We start from the raw sequence: 22,377 nt of genomic DNA on the forward strand, positions 1-22,377 counted from the left end.
CCGCCGAACCTGGAAGACCGCCCGGCGCCAGCACCGGATCGGTGCTGGCGCCGGGAATTCAGTGGGTCAGGACTGCTGGGACGCCTTCTGTACCAGTCTCATGTGCGTGACGAAGTCGCTGACGGCGGTCAGCCCCTCCCGGTACGCCCCGCTGGCCAGCCGGGCCGACTCGGCGGCGTACTCGCCACGCAGCGCGGAGACCCGGGCCGCGCCGGCGAGCCGGACGCAGTGGGTGACCGGGTCGGCGAGGGTGGTGTCGTACGTCGGCCGACCGCAGGTCTTGCCGAACGCGCCCGGTGCGCCACCGCGCGGGTCGTACCAGGTGCCGACCGGGCACCCGCCGGCCGCGTCGAGCGTGCAGTGGCCGTACGCGGTCAGTGCGCCGGTGAACGCCTCCCGGAAGTGGTCCGAGTAGCCGGTGCCCGCAAGGGTGAAGCGGCCCGGCAGGTGGTCGCCGCCGAACAGCAGCGCCCGCAGCGACTCGTTGTGCTCCAGCGCCTTGGACCAACCGACCTGCGTGTACGCCTGGAGCAGCATCAGCGTCTCGTCGAGCCGGTCGAGCGCCTTGCGTAGCGGGCTGGTCGGGTCGTCCATCCGCTGCAGCACGGTGGCGTAGTAGACCTTCTGCCTGGCGTGCAGCGAACCCATGGCCCGCATCCAGGCATCGTTCTCGGCGACCGCGACGTTGCCGATCGACGCGCGGTCGGCGAACTGCTCACGGTGCGCCGACCAGAGCTGGCCGACCTTCTCGTTGGTGTCGATGGTGCGCTGGTAGCCGGTCTTGTGGTTCACCCATTTGATCCGGTCCGCGTGCGTGGTGTAGGTCAGCTTGCGGGCGTCGGTCCAACTACCCTGCGGCCACTTCACCTGGATCTTCGCCGTGATCGTGATGTCGGCCGTCGTCACCGTCTCGACCCGCCCGTCGGTGGTTTCCTGGTTGCTGTACACCGCCTCGTAGCAGGTCCGGAACTCGGGCCGCTGTCCTTCGGCGCGCAGTACGTACGCGGTGTGGTAGGCGTGCGGTAGGTGCTTCGTCGTCGTGTTGGCCGCGATGGCAAGGGTGTTGCCGGGGCCGCCGACCGTCGTGCTGCACGGCGCCATCGTCTCGACCTCCGGCACCCGCGCCGGTGGCGGCTGGCTCGCGTCGATGAACGGGTTGTAGGCGCCGTCGAGGGCGACCTCGTCGCGTACCTTTTCCAGTTCCTCCGAGACCGCGCCCAGCTTCGATTCGTAGTCGTTCATCAGGTTGGTGAACAGCTTGTTGGTGGTGCCGTTCTGCGGCGCGCTGAACGTCGCCGCCGTCTGGTTGACCTTCGTGCCGACGGAGACGATCTCGTCCCAGACCGATCCGCTGACCGACCTGGCGAACTGCGGGTTCTCCGCGGCGAGTTGCGTCCAGGCGTGTGCCGAGACCGACCAGACACCGGCGTTGGGGACGCCCCGTCCGCTGCTCACCGACGGCATCGGCAGGTCCGGGTCCCAGCCACGGCTGCGGGCGAGCCACGCCAGGTAGTAGAGCGAGCCGAGCGGGGTGTGCTGGCGTACGGCGTCGGGTGTCACCGACGGCGCCATCCCGTCGGTGATGGCCAGCGGTGCCGAGGCCGCGGTGGTCTTGGCGGTGAGGGAGAACGTCGACGCGCCCTGCCAGTACTCGGTGAAGTTCGGCACCGGCTGCCCGGTGCGGCCCTGGTAGTCGAGGTACCGCTCGGCGGCGAGTTCGAAGTCGTGCATGGCCTGGGCCTCCAGGGCCGCGTGGGTCGACGCGGAGAGGGCCACCAGCCTGGTGTCCAGCGACAGCAGTTGGCTCTGGATGTCGCCCAGCTCGCGGCGTACGTCGTCGATCGCCCCCTGGAGCCGGGTGAACTGCGTCATCATGTCCGCGTAGACGGTGCTCAGTGCCTTCTCGATCGCGTCGAACCGCTGGTGCATCTCCGTACGCAGGTTCTCGATGTCCTCGCGCACCTTGGCGATCTCTTCGAGGATCATCTGCTCCGGCGACGGGCCGGATCCCATGAAGATGCTGGTCAGCGTCATGACGGCGCCGAGGATGTTGCCGGTCATGACCACGGTGCCGATCGAGGTCAGTGCCTCGGCGACCCCGAGCCCGGCGATCTTGGGGATGTAGTCGCTGATCGACTTGGCGATCGTGATCGCCGCGGAGCCCACGGCCTGGATCTCCCGGGCCGCCTTCGGGTCGGCGAACCCGATGAAGGTGGTGAGCACCGACAACCCGGATGCCAGGCCGGCGAGGACGACATCGCGTTGCGCCGCCTCGGCCAGCGCCCGCGTGTACGCCTCCGGCGTCGGCTTCGGCCCCGGCCCGACCGGGTACTTCAGCGACTGGCGGGCGAGCTCCGCCCGGATCTCCTCCTCCTTCGCCTGGATCCGCCCGAACGCCTCCTCGGCCATGCGACGGGCCTGCGCGAGATAGGTGGTCTGGTTCTGCGTGTTGGCCATCAGCGCGTCGACGTTGACGTACGTCCTGAGCAGTGGGTCGGCCATCAGTTGGTCCAGCGACGCGTTCAGCCGTACGCCCACGTGGGTGCCGACGAGGCCGTCCCAGGCGTCGGCGAACGTCGGGTCGTCCACCCCGGCGGCGGCGACCAGCGCCCAGACGCGGTCCTGCACGCCGTAGTAGCTGTTGGTGAAGACGTAGTTCTGGTAGGCCCCGGTGACCTGGTTGCGGAACGCCTCCCGCGCCAGGACGTCGTTGCCCCACAACTCCTTGAGCAGCAGCTTGGCCCCCGGCGCCGCGAGGTTGACGAACGGCAGCGCGCTGATCGCCTCCACGCCGTTGACGACCAGGGAGTAGGGACTGGTGTTCTTGACCGATTGGTACCTCGCCAGGACCGCGTTGTTGAGCATCACCCCGGCTTCGATGATCTCCTCGCGGGTGGCGTTCGGGTGGGCGGCACGCCAGTCGGTCAGCGACGCGGAGACCACCATCGCCCGGATGCCGTCGGCCCCGCGGCTGTGCATACGCATGTGCGCCGCGAACAGGTGTTGGCGGGCCGTCTCCTCGTCGTAGTCGACGGCGGCCGACGCCTTGACCGCGTTGCCCAGAACCAGGGCGGTGACCGTGACCAGGATGACGGCCAACCTGCGCGGCCACCTCCGGTCGGGCGGGTGTGTGAACACGGGTCGATACCTACCTCTCTCTGAAGTGGAAAGCAGCACGGTGTCGGAGACGACTGGTGTCCGGCTGGTGCCGGGCGTACCTCGGACGACCAGCCGTACTCCGCTCCGGGCAGGGGCTAGTCCATGCACGGCTGCTCGGGGTCGGTGCCGGAGAATCTCGGCGCGTCCGGTGCGGGGGCGAACTCGCCGGAGTTGATGCCGCCCACCAGCTTCTCCGAGAAGCGGGCGTTCTCCATCGTCATGACGTAGAACTTGTAGAACGTGGTGTGGTCGAGGTTGCGGATGGTGTGGCTGTAGCGTTCCCGGCCGGCCTGCGCGGGGAGGTCGACAGACTCGCTGAACGTGCCGGTCTCCCAGTAGCCGGTCTTGAGCTTGCAGTTCCACTTCCACTTGCGTCCCACCCAGTCGTAGGTGATGCGGAAGCCGTCCTCGCTGTCGGAGGGATCGGTGAACTCGACGGTGATCCGGTGTTCGTCGCCCACCTTCCACGGGGTGAGGACGAGACCGGTCGGCGTGGTCGGCTTGATCACGTACCACTCCGGGTAGAAGGTGATGCCCTCCGCAGCCGGTGCCGTGCCGTTCGGCACGTTCGCCACCACCACCTTGAGTTGGTGGCTGCCGACCGTCGCCGGAGCGGGGAACGTGATGCTGAACCCGTGGTTTCCGCCCTGTCCGGTGTGCGGCAGGGTGGCCTGCACCGTGCTCTTGAGCAGGGCGTTGGAGTAGGCCCTGACCGTGACCGGGCCCCCGTCGGCGTCACGCGCCCAGCCGGTGATCCAGATGACGCCGCCGTAGCGGGAGTAGTAGTCGATCTTTCCGGTCGGTGCCGCGTCGTCGAGCGGGGTCGGATCCTCCGGGAACTCACCGTTGCAGATCGGTCGCGGGTCGCCGAGTTGGCAGCCGGGATCGGCCGGAGCGCCGCTCGGCGTGGCGAGCGTGAAGGCGGTGAACAGTAGTGTCGCGGCGACGGCGGTGCTGAGTCGTCTCATGCGGACCAGCGTCGGGTTGCCCGCTGCAACCTGACTGGCAAGCGCCGACGGCGGCGCTCCGAGGTACGACCGCACGCTGTACGGCAGGCGGTACCGGCACGGCAGGCGTCCGGGATCGGCGAGCACCAGGGAGTGGTGGATGAGTTCGACCAGGGGAGCCGTGGCGGCCGGCCCTCCGCCGACCCGCTGCGCGTCGGCGAGGGTGAAAGGGCCGTCGAAGACCCGGAGCCGGTGCAGCAGGCGGCGGCCGGCATCGGTCAACAGTCGACGGCTGGCCTCGATCTCGTCGTCGAGCAGCCCCTCGTCGAGGGTCGCCAGGACGTCGGCGGGGGCCAGCGCCGCGCAGCGCGCCGCCACCCGCTCGATCCCGAGCGGGAACGCGTCGAGCCGGCGGCAGATCTGCGCCGCGAGCGCCGGCTCCAGAGCCGCGCCGCCCGCGGCCGTGACCCGGTCGCCGAGCAGGCGTACGGCGTCCGGCTCGGACAGCGCGGTCACGGCGACGACCCGCTCGCCCGGTGTCTCCAGCGCGCGTCGGCCGGTGACCAGGACCCGCAGCGCCGGGCAGCGGGCGAGCAACCCGGTCAGCACCGGTACGGCCTCGGCGCGCAGGTGGTCGGCGTTGTCGACGACGACGAGCGCGGCCCGGTGGCCGACGCGGTCGGCGAGCGCCGGGACGGTGGTGGCGGGTACGCCGATCGCGTCGGCCAGGGCCGCCACCACGGGCGTGCCGGCGGGCAGTCCGGACAGGTCGACGTACCAGGGGCCGTACCGGTCGGGGCGGTGCCGGGCCGCCTCTTTCGCCAGCCGGCTCTTGCCGACTCCGGCCGGTCCGGTCAGCGTGACCAGACGGCCGGCGTCGAGGGCGGCGCCCACCACGGCCAACTCGGTCGCACGGCCCACGAACGACGAGATCGCCACCGGGAGATTGCCGGCCCCCACCTCCGGTCGCCCACCGAGGACGGTGTCGTCCTGGCACAGGATCGCCATCTCCAGGCGACGCAGCTCCGGTCCCGGGTCGATACCCTGCTTCTCGGCGAGGTGCGTACGGGCCCGCCGGAGCACCGTCAACGCGTCCGCCTGCCGTCCGGACCGGTAGAGAGCCGTCGCCAGCAGTTGCCAACCGCGCTCCCGTAGCGGTTCCTCGGCGGTGTGGACCTCCAGCTCCCCGATGGCCGTGTCGTGCTGCCCGACCGCCAGCAGCGCCACCATCCGCCGCTCCACCGCGGTCGCCCGCAGCACGTCGAACCGGGCCCGTTCGGCCACCGCGAAAGGGGCTTCCCCGACATCGGCGTAGGCGGGACCGCGCCACAGCGCCAGTGCCTCGCGCAGGACCGACTCGGCCCGCATCGGCAGGCTCTCGTCCAGCAGGGTGCCGCCGCGGCTCACCAGGCCGGCGAACCGGTCGGCGTCCAAACTCTCCGGCGGGAGCCGCAGCGCGTACCCGGGGCCGTCGCGGACCAGCAGCCGGCCCTGCCCACGGCTCGGGCGCCCCGGCTCCAGCGCGCAGCGCAGCCGGGCCACGTACCCGTGCAGGGTCGTCCGGCTGGCCGTGGGCCGGTCGGCTCCCCAGACCAGGTCCTCGATCCGGTCCGCCGGGACCATGCGTCCCCGGGCGGCCAGCAGCACCGCGAGTACCGACCGCTGCCGCCTCCCGCCCAGCGGGACCGGCTGGCCGTCCCGTTCGGCGGCGAGTGGGCCCAGCACGGACAGCCGTAGTCCCTCCATTGTGTCCTCCCCGTCGGCACGGAGGTCAGGATCGCCACGCCGCACTCCCAGATGCCAGGGACCACCGTCCCGGCGGGCCGGGACGTCGCCGGCTCGGACGAACGGTGGAGCCGCACTGGGTATCCCGATCAGTCGGGATGCCCGGCTCTGGTGCCCGGGCCGTCCCGGTCGGCAAGCTGGGGCGCCCCACCACATGAGGAGAGCGCATGGATCCACGACCGTCCGACCGGGCGCGTCCGGTCGCGGCACGCGCGGTGCTGGTCGTCACGGGTGTGCTCAGCGCCGGTTCGGTGGCCGCGTGGTTGGCGGCCGCGCCGCCGTGGCACCCGTGGATGCTCTACTCGCTGGTCGATCTCACGGTCGGTGCGATCTACGGCGTGGTGGCGTGGCTGACCCTGTCGCGGCGGGCCCACCTGGCGGCCTGGATCATGGCGGCGGCGGGCATCGGTGGTGCGGTCTCGGCCGCCGCGGCCGCCTGGGACATGGTGCGCTACCGCTGGCCCGAGCTGGACCTGTCGGTGCCGCTGGCCGGCGCCGCCTACTGGGCCTGGGTGCCGGGCTTCTACGCGTTGATCGTGGTGATGCCGTGGCTGCTGCCGGTGCGCCCGCTCCGGGCGGCGACCCGGTTCACGATCGGGGCCGGCGTGCTGCTCGTCGTACTGGCCCAGGTGTGCGCGGTCACCGTACCCGGAGCGCCGTGGGCGCTGCCGCTGGGCGGGCCGGCGGCGGCGGTCCGGGCAGCGGTCGACCCGTGGCTGGAACCGGCACTGGTGATACTCGGATCGGTCGCCGCCGCCGGGGTGCTGTGGCGGCGGCACGCCGCGCCGCCGGCCCGCCGGCACGGGCTGGGTTGGCTGGCGGTCGGCACCCTGCTGCTCGCCGCGGCCTTCGTGCCGCTGGCGCTCGACCCGCTGCTGCCGGTACGGGTGCCGACACCGGCCGCGCCGCTGCTGATGCTCGGCGCCCAGGCGTTCTTCCCGGCGTCGGTGCTGGTCGTCGTGCTGCGCCAGCGCCTGTGGGGACTGGATCTGGTGGTCCGCCGGACGCTGGTGTGGGCGCTCATGACGGCACTGGTGATCGCGGCGTACGTCGGGGGCGTCCTGATCCTGCGGGCCGTACTTCCGGCCCCGTCGGCGGTGCCCGAGGTGGTGGTGACGGCATCACTGGCCGCGGCGTTCCAGCCGCTGCGCCAGTGGGTGCAGCGGCGGGTCGACCGGCTGGTCCACGGTGACACCGGGCAGCCGCTGATCCGCCGGGTCGCCGACGGGCTGCGTGACACCGACCGCGGCACGCCGATGCTCGACGCGGTGGCCGACGGGATCGCCGCGTCGCTGCGGCTGGCCGAGGTCCGCATCGTCCTGCGCGGCGACCCCACCCACCTGTCGCCGACATCGATCGCCCTGGTCAACGGGGACCGCACCGTGGGTACGCTGCACGCCTGGCCCCGCCCCGGCGAGAAGCTGGACGGCCGTGCCTCCACCGCCCTGACCGACCTCGCCCCGGTGGTGACCGCGCTCGCCGAACTCGCCGCCGCCCAGCGGGATCTGGAGCGGTCCCGGCAGGGCCTGGCCCGTGCCCGCGACGAGGAGCGCCGTAAGCTGCGTCGGGACCTGCACGACGGCCTCGGCCCGGCGCTCGCCGGCGTCTCCCTGGCGCTGGCGGCGGGCCGCAACATGCTGCACGCCCACCGTCACCTGCCCGAGATCGCGGCCGCCGACGACCTGTTCGACCAGCTGGTGGCGGAGGTGGACCGCCAGGCGGCCGGGGTACGGGAGATCGCCCGCGACCTCCTGCCACCGGTGCTCGACGACGGTGACCTCGGCCCGGCGCTGGATCGGCTGCGCGAGCGGTACGCCGCCGCCGGGCTGACCGTCCGGGTCCGCGCACCGCACCTGCGCCTGCGAGAGGAGGCGGCCATCGCCGTGTACGGCATCGTGGCGGAAGCCGTCCGCAACGTCCACCGGCACGCCGGCGTCGACCACTGCTGCGTCGACGTCCGCGCCGTGCCCGAGGGCCTGACCGTCAGCGTGGCCGATCACGGGGTCGGCATCGGCGCCGGGGCGGGCACGGGCGTCGGCACCCGGGCGATGCGCGAACGCGCGGAGGCGATCGGTGCCGGCCTGACGATCGGCCCGGCCCGTACCGGTCACTCCCGGCCCGGTACGCGCGTGCGCCTGTTCCTGCCGGAGGCCGCCCGATGACGGCCGCGATGGCCGGCGGTGGCCCGGACCGCGGCGTGATCCGGGTCGCCGTGGTGGACGACCATCCCGTGTTCCGGCTCGGGATGACCGCGCTGCTGGGGACGCTGGACGGGATCGTCTGCGTCGGTGAGGCCGTCGACGTGCCGTCGGCACTCGCGCTGGTGGAAACCCACGATCCCGACGTCGTGCTCATGGACCTGCACCTCGGCGACCGCTCCGGCGTGGAGGCGACGCGACTGATCCGGTCCCGGCACCCGGCCGTGGCCGTACTCGTGATCACGATGCTCGACGACGACGACTCGATCTTCGGCGCGTTGCGGGCCGGCGCGTCCGGCTACCTCCTCAAGGGGGCGTCACCGCCGCAGGTGGAGCGGGCGGTACGGGTGGTCGCCGACGGCGAGATGCTGCTCGGACCGGGGATCGGGACGCGTACGGTCAGCTTCCTCACCCGGGGAGCCGGCGTGGTGCCACCCTTTCCGCAGCTGACCGACCGGGAACGGGAGATCCTCGACCATGTGGCGCGCGGGCTCGACAACCGCGTGATCGCGCAGCGGCTGGCGCTCAGCCCGAAGACGATCCGCAACCACCTGTCGAACGTGCTGGTCAAGCTCGGGGTCAGTGACCGTGGCCAGGCGATAGTGCGGGCCCGGGAGCAGGGGCTCGGCCGGGGCTGACGTGGCCTCGACGCCGTCACGTTCTTCCGGGGACGCCCGGCGTGCCGTTCAGGCCCGCCGCGGGCGGCGGCTGCGGGCCAGGGCCGACCCGCCGAGTACGACACCGGCCAGCCCGAGGACCACGGCGACGTAACCGCCGACGATGCCGTTGCCTGTCCCGGGACCACCGTCGGCGGTCACGACCACGAACCCGCCGACGATGACGCCGATCGCCGCGGCCACCAGTGCGACAACCGCGCCTCGGCTGCCGGCACCGGCGCGGCTGGTCGGGCGGACCAGGGCCAGGCCGCCGATGATCACGCCGGCGAGAGCCACGAAGGCGGCGGCGGTCGCGATGACACGGTCGGTGGTCGGCGTACCCGCGCCGACAGTGGACGTGGCGAGCAGGTGGGCGGTCAGCATGAGACGGTCCTCGGCTTCCTCACGGTGGTGCACGGGACGGTGGTGTCGTCGATCGTGTCCTCCGCGCCCCGGACGTGTCGTCGTGCCAGCGTCGACATTCGACGCTGCCGCGTACGGGCGATCCCGCTGCCACGGACGCGGGGCGCGCCGCGGAGGACTACCGCGTACGTGGTAGCGGACCACTGCCGCGCTGGTACGACTCGCCGGTGCCGGGTGTGCGGTTAGGGTGCGCGCATGAGCAGCGCACGGATCGGTGCCCGGGACTGGCTGGTCGCCGCCGGTGTCGCGGTGATCCTGCTGGCCATCGGAGTGTCCGGCCACCCTGATACGACAGGCGGACGGGCCGTCGAGGATCTGCTCGGCCTGCTGCTACTGGCCGCCGGCGGGCTGGCGCTGGCGTGGCGTCGGCGGGCACCGGTCGCGGTTCTGGCCGCCACCGGGCTCTGCGCGCTCGGGTATCAGGCGGCCGGATTCGACGTCTTCGCCGTGGCGTACCTGATCGCGGTGTACGCGGCGGTCCGGGCGGGGCGCCGCACGGTGACCGTGGCGGTGAGCGTGGCCATGCTGGCGGCGCTCCCCGCCGTCACGATGATCACGGGCCCGTACGACACCACCGCGGCGTTCGCGCGGTCCCGAGGTGTGCTGGAGCTGGCCTGGCTGATCGCGGCCGGCGCGGCGGGCGAGGCGCTGCGGCAGGCCGAGCGCCGGGCGGACGAGGCCGAGCGCACCCGGGAGGAGAACGCGCTGCGGCGGGCCGGGGAGGAACGGCTGCACATCGCGCGGGAACTGCACGATTCGCTCACCCACCAGATCTCGGTGATCAAGCTCCAGGCGGAGGTGGCCGTGCACCTGGCCCGGAAACGGGGCGAGCCGGTGCCCGAGGCACTGCTGGCGATCCGCGACGCGGGCCGCGAAGCCGCCCGCGAGCTGCGCGCGACGCTCGAGGCGCTACGTGACGACAGCACGGCGGCACCCGGGATGGACCACGTACCGCAGCTCGTGCAACGGGCCCGCACGGCCGGCCTGGACGCGACCCTGACCATCGCCGGCGACCGCGCCGGCATACCGGCGGCGGTGGACCGCACCGCGTACCGGATCGTGCAGGAGGCGCTGACGAACATCGCCCGCCACGCCGCGGCCGCCACCGCGTCGGTGCGCATCGACTGCCTACCCGGCAAGGTCGTGGTGCAGGTCGACGACGATGGCACCGCCACGCCGGACTCCGCCCCGGCCCCCGGCGTGGGATTGCTCGGTATGGGGGAGCGGGTCACCGCGCTCGGCGGCCGGCTGCGTGCCGAACCCCGCGACAGCGGCGGCTTCACCGTCCGTGCCGAACTGCCCGTGGAGCGGACGCCGTGATCCGGGTCCTGCTCGTCGACGACCAGCCCCTGATCCGCCGTGGCTTCCGGGCACTGCTCGACGCCGAGGACGGCATCCAGGTCGTGGCCGAGGCCGCCGACGGCGCCGAAGGCGTGGCGCTGGCCCGCCAGCACCTGCCCGACATCGCGCTCGTCGACGTACAGATGCCCGGCGTCGACGGCATCGAGGCGACCCGGCGTATCGCGGCGGACCCCGCCCTGGCCGGGGTCCGCGTCGTCGTCCTCACCAACTACGGCCTGGACGAATACCTCTACCGGGCACTACGCGCCGGAGCGGCCGGCTTCCTCGTCAAGGACGTCGAACCGGAGGACTTCCTGCACGCCATCCGCGTCGCCGCCCGCGGCGACGTGCTGCTGGCCCCGTCGATCACCCGCCGTCTCATCGAGAGGTATGTCAGCCAGCCGCCGGCCCGGCAACCGGGCATCGTGCTGAAGGAGCTGACCAACCGGGAACGCGAAGCGGTCGTCCTCGTCGCGCGGGGCCTGACCAACGAGGAGATCGCCGATCGAATGGTGATCAGTCCGGTGACCGCGAAAACCCACGTCAACCGCGCCATGACCAAACTGCGCGCCCGCGACCGCGCGCAACTCGTCGTCATCGCCTACGAATCCGGGCTCGTCACACCGCAAACCTGGTGATCGGTGCGGTCGACCCTCCTAATACTGCAACGGCGGTTCGTCACGTACGATGGTCTTTGAAGTGTTTGTGGTAGTGGCTGGCTTTCGCTTGGGCTTGTCGGCGGCGACGCCAGCCGGACCAGTGCAGCACGTGTCCGGCCGTGGCCCGTCCGATGAGGACGAGTTTGCTGAGCAGGCGGCGGATTTCGTTGCTGCTCAACGGGATCAGCGTGTGCTCGCCGTCGTCGGTGCCCCCTTTGCCACCTCGCGGGCCCGGGTGGCGACCAAAAACGCGGCGGCGAGCATGGCCAGGGTGATGTGGGCGTACCAGGCGTCGTAGCGGCGGACCTGGTACTGGTCCAGGCCGACCTCGTTCTTCGCAGTCTGGAACGACTCCTCGACCGCCCACCGGGACCCGGCGACCCTGACCAGCTCGCGCAGCCGGGTGCCGCGCTTGCCGAAGCACACGTAGTAGGCGATCTCGGTCGGGTCGCTGACACTGCGCCGCGCGAGGACCCAGCCGCGACGGCCGTGCAGGAACGGCCGGCGGATCGGCAGCCAGGCCCAGTCGTAGACCCGCGGCCCGTGCGCCCCGTCGCCGCAGGACATACGCCGCCACGCACCACCCGGCACCTTGCCGATCAGCGCGTCGACCCGGGTGGTGGTGTGCAGCCCGGAGGCCACCTCGTCATCGCAGCGGGTCGCCATCGCATACGAGACGTCCTGCTCCTCCAGCCAGCCGCGCAACCCGGGGTTCTGCCCGTAGAGCTCGTCCGCGGTGAACCAGGCGAACGGCACACCCGCGGCGATCGCCCGTTCAAGCATCATCCTGGCCTGCTGTGGCTTGGTCGCGAAGGCGACCTCGTCCGGGACCGCCGCCTTGCGGCACCTGGCACGGTCGTCAGTCCACGACACCGGCAGGTACAACTCCCGGTCGAGCAACGCCCGACCCTTCGGTGTGGCGTAGGCCAGAAACACCCCGATCTGGCAGTTGTCCGTGCGGCCCAGCGTGCCGGAATACTGCCGCTGAACCCCCGCCGAGGCTCGGCCCTTCTTGGCGAAACCGGTCTCGTCGGCGATCAGCACCCCGTCCGGGTCGCCGATGTGTTCCACCACGTAGTCGCGTACCTCGTCCCGCACCGCGTTGCGGTCCCAGCACGGGCTGCACAGCAACGCCTGCATCCCGTCCGGCGAACCATCACCGGCCTGCTCGGCCAGGGTCCACCCGTTGCGCCGCTCCAGCGGCGCGAGCAGCCCACGCACATACGCGAACGCCCGCTTCCGCGACTCCACCCGCGAAAACCGCCCCGCAATCCGCGCCAGCAGATCCCCAAGCTCAACGTCCCACGACTCGACCAACCCGACACTGACCACAATGAACTAACTTACGACAACCACAGAAGGTTGCGAAACGCCGTTGCAGTACTAACCGCCGGTGGCCGGACGTCGTAACGACGCGTCCAGGGTCCGCAACAGTTCTCCTACCCGGCCGCGACCGCCCGGGGCGTCCGGATAGCGCGTCAGGACACTGATCACGGTGGGGCTGGCCAGACTGCGTGCCTTCTCGATGTAGTCGGCGCCGACGTTCCGGTCGTCGCCGGCATCGAGTTCGAAGGCTCGACCGGCGTGCGCGGCCGGGCCGAGGATGTGCAGGACCTGAGTCGCTTTCGCCAGGGGGTGGAGGAAGGCGGCACTGGCCGCGGCAACGGCCGCGCGTGCGGCGTCGCTCGCCGCGGCCTGCCCGGCGTCGCGTGTCTCCTGGTACGCGCGCTGCGCGGCCCAGGCACTGTCACGGATCACCTTGTTCCGCCTGCCGCCCTCCGCGAACGCCCGCGCGGCGTCGACCGCGGCTCGTGGGCGTCGATCGTCAGGGCGCTCACGCTCGAAGATCGCCATTGCGGGCTGTGCGCAGGCCACGGCATAGCTCGTGATCTCGCGCAGTTCGGCCATGGTGAGTTCGATCCTCAGATTCTCGTCAGCCACCATCACCCCATAAACGGTATCGTTGAACCGTCGGTTAAAGCTCTCTCGCGATGCTCGTACGACAACGCGGCGAAACCCTCAAAGTGATCGGCAGACCATGGTCTGCCGGCCGGATGCGAGGTCAGGTCGACGCCGAAGGCCCGGCACCCGCGATCCGGTGGGACGGCCATCGCGCCGAACGGTCAGGTGTTCGCCAGGTGCAGAGACAGGACCAGCGCGGCGGAGACCGCCAGCTCTCGGTCGAGCAGCTCGTCTCGAGGAACGAACACCATGGCCCGTCCTTCGCCGAGTACCACGTCCTCCTGCCGTGCCCTGGTGGAGCCACTGAACGCGTGGACCGTCACGGTGTGCGGAAAACCGGCCTCGTACGGACGCGGACCGCTCCACAGGAGGCGCAGCCCATCCGCTGTCAGACCCGTCTCCTCCAGCAGCTCCCGGCGGGCCGCCTCCTCAGGTGACTCGCCCGGCTCGACGTGGCCGCCCGGCAGGCTCCACTGATTCGGCGAGACGGCCGCGTACTCGTCGCGGTGCTGTAGGAGCACCGCGCCGGACGGGTCGACAAGCAGCACGAGTGCGACGTCATAGGTGGCCACCGTAAGAGGGTGTCACCTTCACAAGCGCTTCCACCACGAAACACGGGCCGCCCACCGGTTACGGTGGACGGCCCGGATCGGCGCCGGTCGTCTACGGCCGGTAGACGTAGAGGTCGTAGGTGTAGTAGCCGTTGAACCGGCACTCGTAGTTCGTCCAGAGTCCCTGGACAATGCCGACCTCGCCGGTCGCGATGCAGGCGCCGCGCGCGACCGAGGGAGCCTCCACCGAGGTGAACGTGTCCCACCATTGCCAGTAACCGAGCGCGGAAGCGGCCGTGTCGGCCGGAGCCGGCCGTTCCGGAGCGGCCGCCTGCGCGGCCGCGGCCGAACCGAAGGTCAACATCCCGGCCAGTGCCAGACCAGCCAGAATCCGTATGGCAGTACGCATCGACAACCCTTCAGCTTGATGTTGCCCATGGTCCCCCGTCGCAGGAGGACCTTCTGGCGATCGGCCGATCCCGCGGTCAATGTTGCCGTCCCACGCTGTATCGGCCAACGAAAATCCGATACGGATCCGTGCCCGATCAATGCAGAAGCGGTTATCGATGCGGCGTCCGGTCTGGCCCGCGCCGAAGCCGCCGGACCGAGCCGCCGCTAGCGGCGAGGCCCACCTCGGTCCGCTTCGGCGATTCCGCGGTAGGCGTCGGCGACGGCGTGGAAGGCCTGTTTGCGTTGGTAGGTGCCGTCGGAGCGGGCAGCCATGACCCCGAAGCCGGCCTTGTCGAGATCGAGGTGCGGATCGTCCACGTGGAGGAAGTCGGGCATGGCGAAGGTGAAGACGAAGCAGCCGTGTACCCCTTGAGAGCCGTAGAGGTCGATGAGGTCTGTCAGGTAGCGGGCCTGGACGCTTTCGTCGCGGGGATGGTCGCCGGAGATGCGGGGCGGGTCGGTGAACCAGTTGACGATCTGAAAGGAGCCCGCGCCGCGCTGTTCGGCTCCGGTGAAGGCGCCGCACCCGAACTCGGTGATCACGACCGGTCTGTCGTGGCGCCGGACGAGGTCGTGGACACGATCGGCATAGGTGGCGGCGTTGCGGCGGGATCGGTAGAGGCTGACCCCGACCACGTCGAAGAGAGTCCAGTCGACGTGTTCCCAGGCGGCCGCGGAATAGGTGATCGGCCCGTTGAAGCGACTCCGGGCGACGGTCACGGCGTCGGCGAGCAGTGTGTGGAGCCGTCGGTCGATACGGTGTCGCATCAGGCGGCGGAACCGGATGATCAGTTGCAGCCGTAGGAACGACCGTGGTCCGGGGACGATGCCGGGCGCGGTGTGCGAGAACTCACTGCCGACCACGAGCGTGACGCGGTCGGGGTACTCACGACGAAGAAGCTCGGCCGCCACGGCGGCCGCGTCCAGTCGCTCCAGCATCGTCGTCCGAGGCAGTTCGGTGGGATCGGGACGCAGGTAGACGTCCAGGCCGAGGTCGAGCGCGCGGCCGGCGGCCGTCACCAGTCGCGGCACGTCGCCGCTGATGAGCATCACGGTGTCGCAGCGCAGGTCCCGGGAGATGATCTCAAGGTCGCGCCGCAGATCGTCCGGATGCGTTTCGCCGACGAGGTAGGAGATGCCGCGAAGCTTCAGCACGCGTTCGGCTCCTCTCGGCGCGGTCGTCGAACGGTCAGCAGGAGCAGGCGACGCGCCGCCGGCTGCGGCCACGGCGTGGCGTGGTTCCCGGCCCCTGGGGCGCGACCGGTCGCCGTCGGCGTCCCGAGTTTCGGAGCCGTCATCGCCCTGTCCTGTGTACGGCCAGTTCGAAGGTCATGGCGAGCTCGGCCGCGTAGACACCCGGATCGGTCTCGGGCTTGGCCCGCAGCTCCCCGGGCACGGCTTCGAGAGCGGCCAGCAGGGTCACCGCCATCAGCCGGGTCGGGAAGGACCGGAACTCGCCAGCTTCCTGACCACCGCGCAGAAGTTGCTCGAAGTCGGCGATCGACCGCTCCCGCGCCTCGGCGGCCCAGCCCTCAGCGTTCTCGATCTGTCCGACGGCGAGGATCCCGGCGGGCCGGTCGGCGCAGTACCGGACGAACCCCTCGATCAACGCCTTCACCGTGCCGGCATGGTCGTCGGCGTCGCCGGCGCGCGCCTCCACGAAGCGTTCCATGTCGGCGTTCACCTCGGTGACCACCTGCTCCATCAGGTCCTGCTTGCTACTGAAGTGGTAGGAGATCAACCCCTGGCTGATGCCAGCGCGGGCCGCGATACGCGTCAACGAGGTCTTGGCGTATCCGACTTCGGCGAGAGTCTCGATCGCAGCTTCCACGATCTGCCCTCGCCGGGCGGTTTCGATGAACGATCGACCATCCTGGGCGTTCGAGCTATTTGTTGGTCGCACGATCAGTAATTTACGGACTCGATCAGCTCCGCGCAAAGCCGACCGCGTACGACCGGCGTCACCCCCTGGACCAGCGAGTCGGTTGAGAGGCGCTTCCGGTGGCGTCGAGTGGAAACTCCGGGTACGGCAAGTGTCGATGGTGGCGCGGAACCGCGCCCGGGTGCGCGGAGGCGTCTTCGTGGGGGCATTAGGTGCCGTCAGTGGATTCGGCGGGCCCAGAAAAGCTGGTGGCCGCTGTTCCCCTCGGGTACGAAGTGTTCGGACTCGACGCCCAGGCCGGCTTCGGTGATCCAGGTGCGGTAGGTGGCCGCGTCGGGATGGCTCCACCACATGGTGGCGGTGCCGCCGAGCCAGTTGTCCTCGGTTCCGGTCCATTGCCCGGCTCCGGTCGTTGCCAGGAACAGCCCGCCGGGTCGTAGCCAGGTGGCGATGCGGTGGAGCAGGTGGGGCTGTGCGTCGATCGGCATGTGGATGAGTGCGTAGAGGCAGACGACCGCGTCGAACGTTCCTGCGGGAAAGGCGACCAGCGTGGCGTCGGCGTGCAGGAACGTGGCGTGGGGGACGAGTCGGCGGGCGCGCGTGATCTGGACCTCGCTGAGGTCGACGCCGGTCACCCGGTGGCCGCTGTCGGCAAGTGTCTTGGTGACCGGGATGCCGCAGCCGCACCCGAGGTCCAGCACGCTGGCCCCGGTCGGGAGTTGCCGTTGCAGGTCGGTGAGCCATGGTGCGTACTCGGCGGGGGCGTCGTGGTCGCCACGGTAGCGGTGGGACACGCTGTCGTAGCCGCGTCGGACGATTTCGGTGGGATCGGAGACGTTCACAGGTACAACCCTGGTCCAGGCGACAGGTGTTCGTCGATCCGGTTCGGCGCCGCTCGGCTTCCGCTCCTGCCGGGTGGCGGACGTCCGGTCCGGCATGTTCCTGTTGACGTCAACCGAGGTTCAGCTGCTGCACTGCGGAGCGTGAATTTCGACGGACTTCGGGTCGCCGTGACCGGCGCCGCACGTGACACCGGACGACTGCTCGCCGAGGCCTTCGCCGACCGTGGCGCGTACGTCTGTCTCTCGGCCCGGAACCTGGCGGTGGCCGAACAGGCCGCCAGTGTGATCAACCAGCGCGGGCCAGGGCGGGCCGACGCGTTTCGGTGCGACCTGGCCGAGCCGGACTCGGTGCGGGCGTTCGCCGCGGCCGTGGCTGACCGTACGGAGCGCATCGATGTGCTGATCAACAATGGCGCCGTCTACATCGAGGGCGACGACCTCACGCATGCCCCGGACGACAAGATCGAGAACGTGATGGCCGTCGGTGGCACCGGCACCCTGCTGTTGACCAAACATCTACTGCCGCTGTTGCGGGCGTCGGCGAGACCCGACATCGTCAACATGATCTCCGCTTGCGGCGAGACCGGGCATCGCCGGTCCGGCGCGCATCCCGCCTTCTACGCGGCCAAGCATGCCCACGCCGGGCTCGCCGAGATCCTGTCGCACCGGCTCCGACCGGAGGGTATCCGGGTGATCTCGCTGTTCCCGCCGGACTTCGTGCAGGATGGGCCACGGCAGGCCAGCGGCGACCTCACTGCACGCTCGGTCGTCGACTGCGTGCTGTTCGCGATCGGCCAGCCGCGGGACTGCTTCATCCGTGAGTTCCACTTCGAGCAGGTGCGACCGTCCCGAGGCTGAAGCCCGCCCACCGGGTAGCCGGCGGGGTGCGGGTGTTCACGGCACAGGGCCGGCGCGCCTCCCAGTGTGCTGACGGGTGGCGCGCCGGCCGGGTCGTCGATGCTGCCCGGGTCGTCCCAGGCGGGTTGGTCACGCAGGTTCTACGGGTAGCCACAGCTCGCAGGTCGCGGTGCTGAAGTCGTCCGCGCGTTCGAGGACCGCGACGATCGAAGGACCTGGCCGCAGCCGCCACGGGTTGGACGGGAACCACTCGGTCGCGGTCGCGGCCCAGGTCGTCTGCAGGGCCTGCGGATGGGGGCCGGCGGTGCGGAAGACCGCCCACCTGCCGGCGGGTGCCTCGATGGCGTCGAGGTCGTCGGGAGCCGGCGTGTTTCGGGAGACGGCGACCCCGTGCAGGTAGGTCAGTTCGCTGCCCTCGATGTCATCGGGGTCGACATCGTCGCAGACCTGGAGGAGGCCGGCCGGCTCGGTGTCGCCGAGGGCCTTGAGTCGCAGGTGCTCCTCCTGCGGCAGCGCGGTGATGTGCTGCTGGATATGCGGGCTGATGCCCTGGTGGATCAGCGGAACCCGGGCGGCGTGTCCGACGAGCCGGAACGCGGGGCGGTCGACGATGCGGGTGTCCATGGGGATGCTCCCTTCGACGGTCAGGCGGAACCTGAGCTGTGGTTGTGTGCGAAGGGGGCCTCCGTCGCGGCGGACATCACCGGGGCCGGCGCCGTGGACGGCCCGGAACGCCCGTCCGAACGCCTCGGTCGAGCCGTACCCGTGCCGTACGGCGATGCTCAGCAGATCGTCCTCGCCCTTGACGACGTCGGCGGCGGCGACGGTCATGCGACGCCGGCGTACGTACTCCGACAACGGCATACCGGCCAACGACGAGAACATCCGGCGCAGGTGGTATTCGGTCGTGCCGAGCGTCATGGCCAGTCCGCTGACGTCGAACTCGCCGTTGAGGTGCTTCTCGACAAGGTCGATCAGCCGGTTGAGTGCCGCGATCACGAGGCCTCCCTTCGACGTCAAGCCTGGCCGAAGGACCGCCGGCGGCGCCCGACCGCCGCTGTCCGGTTCGATCAGGTGCCTGGACGGTGCGGCGTCGCCTGCGCCGGGCACGGACGCCGGCGGCCTCGATGCCCTCACTTCGAGTGGGACAGGGCTGTCGGACCGTGACACTAGCCTGTCGACCATGGCGATTCCCGACCGTGTGCCGATCGCGTACGAGCCCGACTATCGCACCGACACCATCGGCCGGTATGACGGTGGGCAGTTCTTCGGCTCCGTCACGGCGACCCTCGAAGGCGGCGCGGGGCGCAACTCCGACTGGTACCGCTTCAAACGGTGGTACGCCGTACTGCACCGGTTCGACGACCAGGGCGGCCACATCGACTCGCAGATCTGGTTCGCCGGCACCGGTGAGCACCGAGCCGACTCGGTCGAGAAAGCCCAGAGCTGCCTCGCCGGCTGGCTCGACGCTCTACCCGGACGCGTCTTCGGCGACATCAGCATCAAACCGTTCCAGGTCGAGGCAGACGGACACGTCTTCGGGCTCGTCGACCAGTCCGAACCCCACGACGGACGGGACCATGCCGAGTTTCTCCCCGACGGCCTCGGTTTCGCCCCGCCCTGGGACGGCTTGTACGACACCTGACCCCGACGCCTGCGGCTGGCGGCGTTACCCGGTGCCTTCCGCCAGCGCCTTGAGTCTCAGGAGGCTGGCCTGCCAGGTGGTCGCGACGGCTGACATCCACTGTGCGGTCTCGATCAGTCGGGACGGGTTCGCGCTGTAGAGCACCTCACGCCCGAGTCGGCGACTGGATACCAGTTCGTGCTGCTGCAGCGTGATGAGGTGTTTGATCACCGCCGGTCGGCTGACCGGTAGCGAGCCGGCCAGCCGGGTGGCCGTTTGCTCGCCTTGTTCCGCGAGCAGTTGCAGAACGTGCCAGCGGGTGGGGTCGGCCAGTGCCGCCAACACCTCAGTTCGTGGTCGGGACATCGTCACGGGAGCTGCCCGTAGCCGCGTGCTCCTGCAACGCCGACAGGCCGCCGGACCATCCGTCGGCCGTACCCTGGATGTGCATGCGCCGCTGTTCGGTGTCCATGGCCAGTTCGTCGAACCCGCTCTCGACGACAGTGAGGCGGGTGCCATCGCCCTCGGCGGCAAGGTTGAACGTCACCAGGGTCTGGTATCCCGGTCGGGGTTCCTCGTCCGGCACCGACGAGTACCGGTAGGAGAAGACCGTGGGCGGGTCGATCCGCTCGATGACGCCTCGGAAGGAGCCGTGCTCTTTCCAGGTGTGGACGAGTGTCCCGCCCGGACGTAGGTCGACCTGCGCGCCATCGAAGGCGAACCAGACCTGGATGTGCTCAGCCTGAGTGATCAGCTCCCACACTCGCTGGACTGTGGCGTTGATGGAGATCTCGCGCTGGATACGGTCCACGACGCCTCGTTCCCTGATCGGTAGTGTCACCCGGAGGTTACACATGCGCCCCGGCCAGGTGCAACCCAGCGGTTGCACTCCTGGGTGTCGCGTCCTGGCTCGAACGGCGAACCTCTCCGCTGCCGGCAACGTGCGGCCTCCTGTGGCGCGACCGCGCGCATTCATCTTGGACCCTCCGCCAAAGTCCCGTTCAACGATTGTCGAAAGAATTCAAACGCATTGACAGTCATAAAATTGATCTGAAGAATTTGCGGCCATGGGTTCTCTTTTGCGGAGAGATCGGCTACGCGTACAGCGCCCCGCCGGCAGCACCCAACCGGGCGTTCTACCGGTGCCTCGTCCGCGGCAACGGGGAGCACTTCGACTCCGTCGATCCGAACTGCGAGGGCCAACGGCCCGAAGGACTGCTCGGCTACCTGCACCTCTGACGGGCGACGGCTGCGGCCGGGTCCGCGGAATCGCACCGCCACCGGCGTCACCGGCGCACCACCTCGACCGGGGCGGTGCGCCGGGCCGACCGGGTGACCGCCGCGCGATGGACGGGCGCGGAAGCCGCGCGAGAAATTTCTCGGCGGGATGTCGAGAACGCGCGGCCGGCTCCGTCCCCGGTGCGAACTCGGCCACAATGGCCGTACCGCATCGAGGAGAACATGATGGCCAAGTACCTGCTGCTCAAGCACTACCGTGGCGCGCCCGCGGCGGTCAACGACGTGCCGATGGACCAGTGGACGCCGGACGAGGTCGACGCGCACATCCGGTACATGCGTGACTTCGCCGCTCGGCTGGAGGGCACCGGCGAGTTCGTCGACGGCCAGGCGCTCTCCCCGGAGGGCACGTTCGTCCGTTACGACGGCGAGGGGCGGCCACCGGTCACCGATGGCCCGTTCGCGGAGACCAAGGACCTGATCGCCGGCTGGATGGTGATCGACGTGGAGACCTACGAGCGCGCGTTGGAGTTGGCCGGCGAGCTGTCCGCGGCTCCGGGGGCGGGTGGCAAGCCGATCCACGAGTGGCTCGAGGTGCGCCCGTTCTACGGCGTGCAGTCCACCGCCACCGAGTGAACGAGTCGCTGCTGCGGGAGCTGGTGCCCGCGGTGATCGGTGTTCTCGTCCGTCGCGGAGCCGACTTCGCGGCGGCCGAGGACGCCGTGCAGGACGCCCTGGTCGAAGCCGTACGCGGGTGGCCGGACGACTCGCCGCGCGACCCCAAGGGCTGGCTGGTCACGGTGGCCTGGCGCAAGTTCCTCGACGCCGTCCGCGCCGATGCCTCCCGGCGGCGGCGGGAGGAGTTGGTCGAGGCCGAGCCGATGCCCGCCCCGGGCGAGGCGGTGGACGACACGCTCGCGCTGTACTTCCTGTGCGCGCACCCGTCCCTGACACCGGCCTCGGCCGTCGCGCTCACGCTGCGCGCGGTCGGTGGCCTGACCACCCGGCAGATCGCGCAGGCCTACCTCGTGCCGGAGGCGACCATGGCCCAGCGGATCAGCAGGGCCAAGCGGACCGTCTCCGGCGTCCGGTTCGACCAGCCCGGTGACGTCGCCACGGTGCTGCGCGTGCTCTACCTGGTCTTCAACGAGGGCCACTCCGGCGACGTCGACCTCGCCGCCGAGGCCATCCGGCTCACCCGCCAACTGGCGGCCAGGGCCAACGACGAGGAGGTCACGGGCCTGCTGGCGCTCATGCTGCTGCACCACGCACGGCGCCCGGCACGCACCGGCCCCGACGGCAGGCTCGTGCCGCTCGCCGAGCAGGACCGCAGCCGGTGGAACACCCACCTGATCGCCGAGGGCATCGACATGCTCCAGGCCGCCCTCGCCCGCGACCGCCTGGGCGAGTTCCAGGCCCAGGCGGCCGTCGCCGCGCTCCACGCCGACGCCCGGACGACCGAGGAGACCGACTGGGTGCAGATCGTCGAGTGGTATGACGAACTGGTGCGCCTCACCGACAGCCCGGTGGCCCGCCTCAACCGGGCCGTCGCGGTCGGCGAGGCCGACGGCCCGCGGACCGGCCTGGCCGCCCTGGCGGGACTCGACCCCTCCCTGCCGCGGCACGCCGCCGTCGCGGCATACCTGCACGAGCGTGATGGTGATCCAGCGACCGCGGCACGGCTCTACGCCCAAGCCGCCCGATCAGCGCCCAACATCCCCGAACGGGATCACCTGACCCGCCAGGCCGCCCGTCTCAACGCGCAACTGCGCGGTTGAGCGGCCATTCCTCCGGAACCGTGCGG

The 22,377-nt window shown here is 70.7% G+C and carries 23 protein-coding genes; 9 read left to right on the forward strand and 14 right to left on the reverse strand.

Translation table 11 applies throughout. From position 1 onward, the window contains the following. Positions 1–66: 66 nt before the first annotated feature. Both QCD66_RS14580 and QCD66_RS14585 read right to left on the reverse strand, forming a co-directional pair. A complete protein-coding gene (locus QCD66_RS14580) occupies positions 67–3,099 on the reverse strand; it encodes a hypothetical protein (protein WP_375734427.1) in 3,033 nt (1,010 codons plus the stop codon). A 155-nt stretch (positions 3,100–3,254) separates the two neighbouring features. Then, entirely contained in the window at positions 3,255–5,852 is a 2,598-nt protein-coding gene (locus QCD66_RS14585) for a BTAD domain-containing putative transcriptional regulator (RefSeq protein WP_375734426.1), read from the reverse strand. Positions 5,853–6,058: 206 nt separating this feature from the next. On the opposite strand from QCD66_RS14585, the gene QCD66_RS14590 reads away from it, so the two are divergent. Continuing rightward, complete coding sequence (locus tag QCD66_RS14590) at positions 6,059–8,053, forward strand: sensor histidine kinase (protein WP_375734425.1); 1,995 nt, start codon at positions 6,059–6,061, stop codon at positions 8,051–8,053. Further along, a complete protein-coding gene (locus QCD66_RS14595; protein WP_364217177.1) occupies positions 8,050–8,727 on the forward strand; it encodes a response regulator transcription factor in 678 nt (225 codons plus the stop codon). The genes QCD66_RS14590 and QCD66_RS14595 overlap by 4 nt, the downstream gene beginning before the upstream one ends. 48 nt (positions 8,728–8,775) lie before the next feature. Here QCD66_RS14595 and QCD66_RS14600 read toward each other — a convergent pair whose 3' ends face one another. After that, complete coding sequence (locus QCD66_RS14600) at positions 8,776–9,129, reverse strand: DUF6223 family protein (protein WP_375734424.1); 354 nt, start codon at positions 9,127–9,129, stop codon at positions 8,776–8,778. Positions 9,130–9,363: 234 nt separating this feature from the next. Here QCD66_RS14600 and QCD66_RS14605 point away from each other — a divergent pair, with 234 nt between their 5' ends. Together QCD66_RS14605 and QCD66_RS14610 are read left to right on the forward strand one after the other, a co-directional pair. Further along, a complete protein-coding gene (locus QCD66_RS14605) occupies positions 9,364–10,488 on the forward strand; it encodes a sensor histidine kinase (RefSeq protein WP_375734423.1) in 1,125 nt (374 codons plus the stop codon). After that, entirely contained in the window at positions 10,485–11,147 is a 663-nt protein-coding gene (locus tag QCD66_RS14610; protein ID WP_375734422.1) for a response regulator, read from the forward strand. Before QCD66_RS14605 ends, QCD66_RS14610 begins: the two co-directional genes overlap by 4 nt. Before the next feature lie 40 nt (positions 11,148–11,187). Here the strand turns inward: QCD66_RS14610 and QCD66_RS14615 are convergent, their stop codons facing one another. The 8 genes from QCD66_RS14615 to QCD66_RS14650 all read right to left on the reverse strand — a co-directional run bounded on the left by QCD66_RS14615 (position 11,188) and on the right by QCD66_RS14650 (position 16,855). After that, positions 11,188–11,346: a hypothetical protein gene (locus tag QCD66_RS14615; RefSeq protein ID WP_375737403.1), complete on the reverse strand. Its 159-nt coding sequence runs from the start codon at positions 11,344–11,346 to the stop codon at positions 11,188–11,190. A 5-nt stretch (positions 11,347–11,351) separates the two neighbouring features. Next, positions 11,352–12,485, reverse strand: coding sequence for an IS701 family transposase (locus tag QCD66_RS14620; RefSeq protein ID WP_407567234.1), 1,134 nt, complete (start codon positions 12,483–12,485; stop codon positions 11,352–11,354). Positions 12,486–12,551: 66 nt separating this feature from the next. Then, the gene (locus tag QCD66_RS14625; protein ID WP_364217165.1) at positions 12,552–13,112 is read right to left on the reverse strand and encodes a putative immunity protein; all 561 of its coding nucleotides are present in this window, start codon (positions 13,110–13,112) and stop codon (positions 12,552–12,554) included. 179 nt (positions 13,113–13,291) lie between these two features. Continuing rightward, positions 13,292–13,702, reverse strand: coding sequence for an NUDIX domain-containing protein (locus QCD66_RS14630; protein WP_364217162.1), 411 nt, complete (start codon positions 13,700–13,702; stop codon positions 13,292–13,294). 91 nt (positions 13,703–13,793) lie between these two features. Further along, positions 13,794–14,090 carry a hypothetical protein gene (locus QCD66_RS14635; RefSeq protein ID WP_364217159.1) on the reverse strand — a complete coding sequence of 99 codons (297 nt, stop codon included), beginning with the start codon at positions 14,088–14,090 and terminating at the stop codon, positions 13,794–13,796. Positions 14,091–14,296: 206 nt separating this feature from the next. After that, entirely contained in the window at positions 14,297–15,286 is a 990-nt protein-coding gene (locus QCD66_RS14640) for a glycoside hydrolase family 113 (protein WP_364217156.1), read from the reverse strand. A gap of 139 nt (positions 15,287–15,425) precedes the next feature. Continuing rightward, positions 15,426–16,070, reverse strand: a complete 645-nt coding sequence (locus QCD66_RS14645) for a TetR/AcrR family transcriptional regulator (protein ID WP_375734161.1) — start codon at positions 16,068–16,070, stop codon at positions 15,426–15,428. Positions 16,071–16,231: 161 nt separating this feature from the next. Beyond that, entirely contained in the window at positions 16,232–16,855 is a 624-nt protein-coding gene (locus QCD66_RS14650) for a class I SAM-dependent methyltransferase (protein WP_364217150.1), read from the reverse strand. Between the two features lie 141 nt (positions 16,856–16,996). Between QCD66_RS14650 and QCD66_RS14655 the strand changes: the two genes are divergently transcribed. After that, positions 16,997–17,713, forward strand: a complete 717-nt coding sequence (locus QCD66_RS14655) for an SDR family NAD(P)-dependent oxidoreductase (protein WP_375734160.1) — start codon at positions 16,997–16,999, stop codon at positions 17,711–17,713. 129 nt (positions 17,714–17,842) lie between these two features. Here the strand turns inward: QCD66_RS14655 and QCD66_RS14660 are convergent, their stop codons facing one another. Next, positions 17,843–18,712, reverse strand: coding sequence for an AraC family transcriptional regulator (locus QCD66_RS14660; protein WP_364217144.1), 870 nt, complete (start codon positions 18,710–18,712; stop codon positions 17,843–17,845). Between the two features lie 184 nt (positions 18,713–18,896). Between QCD66_RS14660 and QCD66_RS14665 the strand changes: the two genes are divergently transcribed. Then, positions 18,897–19,358: a hypothetical protein gene (locus tag QCD66_RS14665; protein WP_375734159.1), complete on the forward strand. Its 462-nt coding sequence runs from the start codon at positions 18,897–18,899 to the stop codon at positions 19,356–19,358. Between the two features lie 24 nt (positions 19,359–19,382). On the opposite strand, the gene QCD66_RS14670 is transcribed toward QCD66_RS14665, so the two are convergent. Then, entirely contained in the window at positions 19,383–19,682 is a 300-nt protein-coding gene (locus QCD66_RS14670) for a metalloregulator ArsR/SmtB family transcription factor (protein ID WP_364217138.1), read from the reverse strand. 1 nt (position 19,683) lies between these two features. After that, entirely contained in the window at positions 19,684–20,148 is a 465-nt protein-coding gene (locus QCD66_RS14675; RefSeq protein WP_375734158.1) for an SRPBCC domain-containing protein, read from the reverse strand. A gap of 248 nt (positions 20,149–20,396) precedes the next feature. On the opposite strand from QCD66_RS14675, the gene QCD66_RS14680 reads away from it, so the two are divergent. The 3 genes from QCD66_RS14680 (at position 20,397) to QCD66_RS14690 (ending at position 22,351) form a co-directional block, all read left to right on the forward strand. Further along, the gene (locus tag QCD66_RS14680; RefSeq protein WP_375734157.1) at positions 20,397–20,576 is read left to right on the forward strand and encodes a hypothetical protein; all 180 of its coding nucleotides are present in this window, start codon (positions 20,397–20,399) and stop codon (positions 20,574–20,576) included. A gap of 225 nt (positions 20,577–20,801) precedes the next feature. After that, positions 20,802–21,209: a YciI family protein gene (locus QCD66_RS14685; RefSeq protein ID WP_357542497.1), complete on the forward strand. Its 408-nt coding sequence runs from the start codon at positions 20,802–20,804 to the stop codon at positions 21,207–21,209. Further along, positions 21,206–22,351 carry an RNA polymerase sigma factor gene (locus tag QCD66_RS14690; RefSeq protein WP_375734156.1) on the forward strand — a complete coding sequence of 382 codons (1,146 nt, stop codon included), beginning with the start codon at positions 21,206–21,208 and terminating at the stop codon, positions 22,349–22,351. The genes QCD66_RS14685 and QCD66_RS14690 overlap by 4 nt, the downstream gene beginning before the upstream one ends. The last annotated feature ends 26 nt before the right edge of the window (positions 22,352–22,377 follow it).

The organism is Polymorphospora sp. A560 (assembly GCF_045781765.1).
In the GTDB taxonomy this organism is placed as follows: domain Bacteria; phylum Actinomycetota; class Actinomycetes; order Mycobacteriales; family Micromonosporaceae; genus Polymorphospora; species Polymorphospora lycopeni.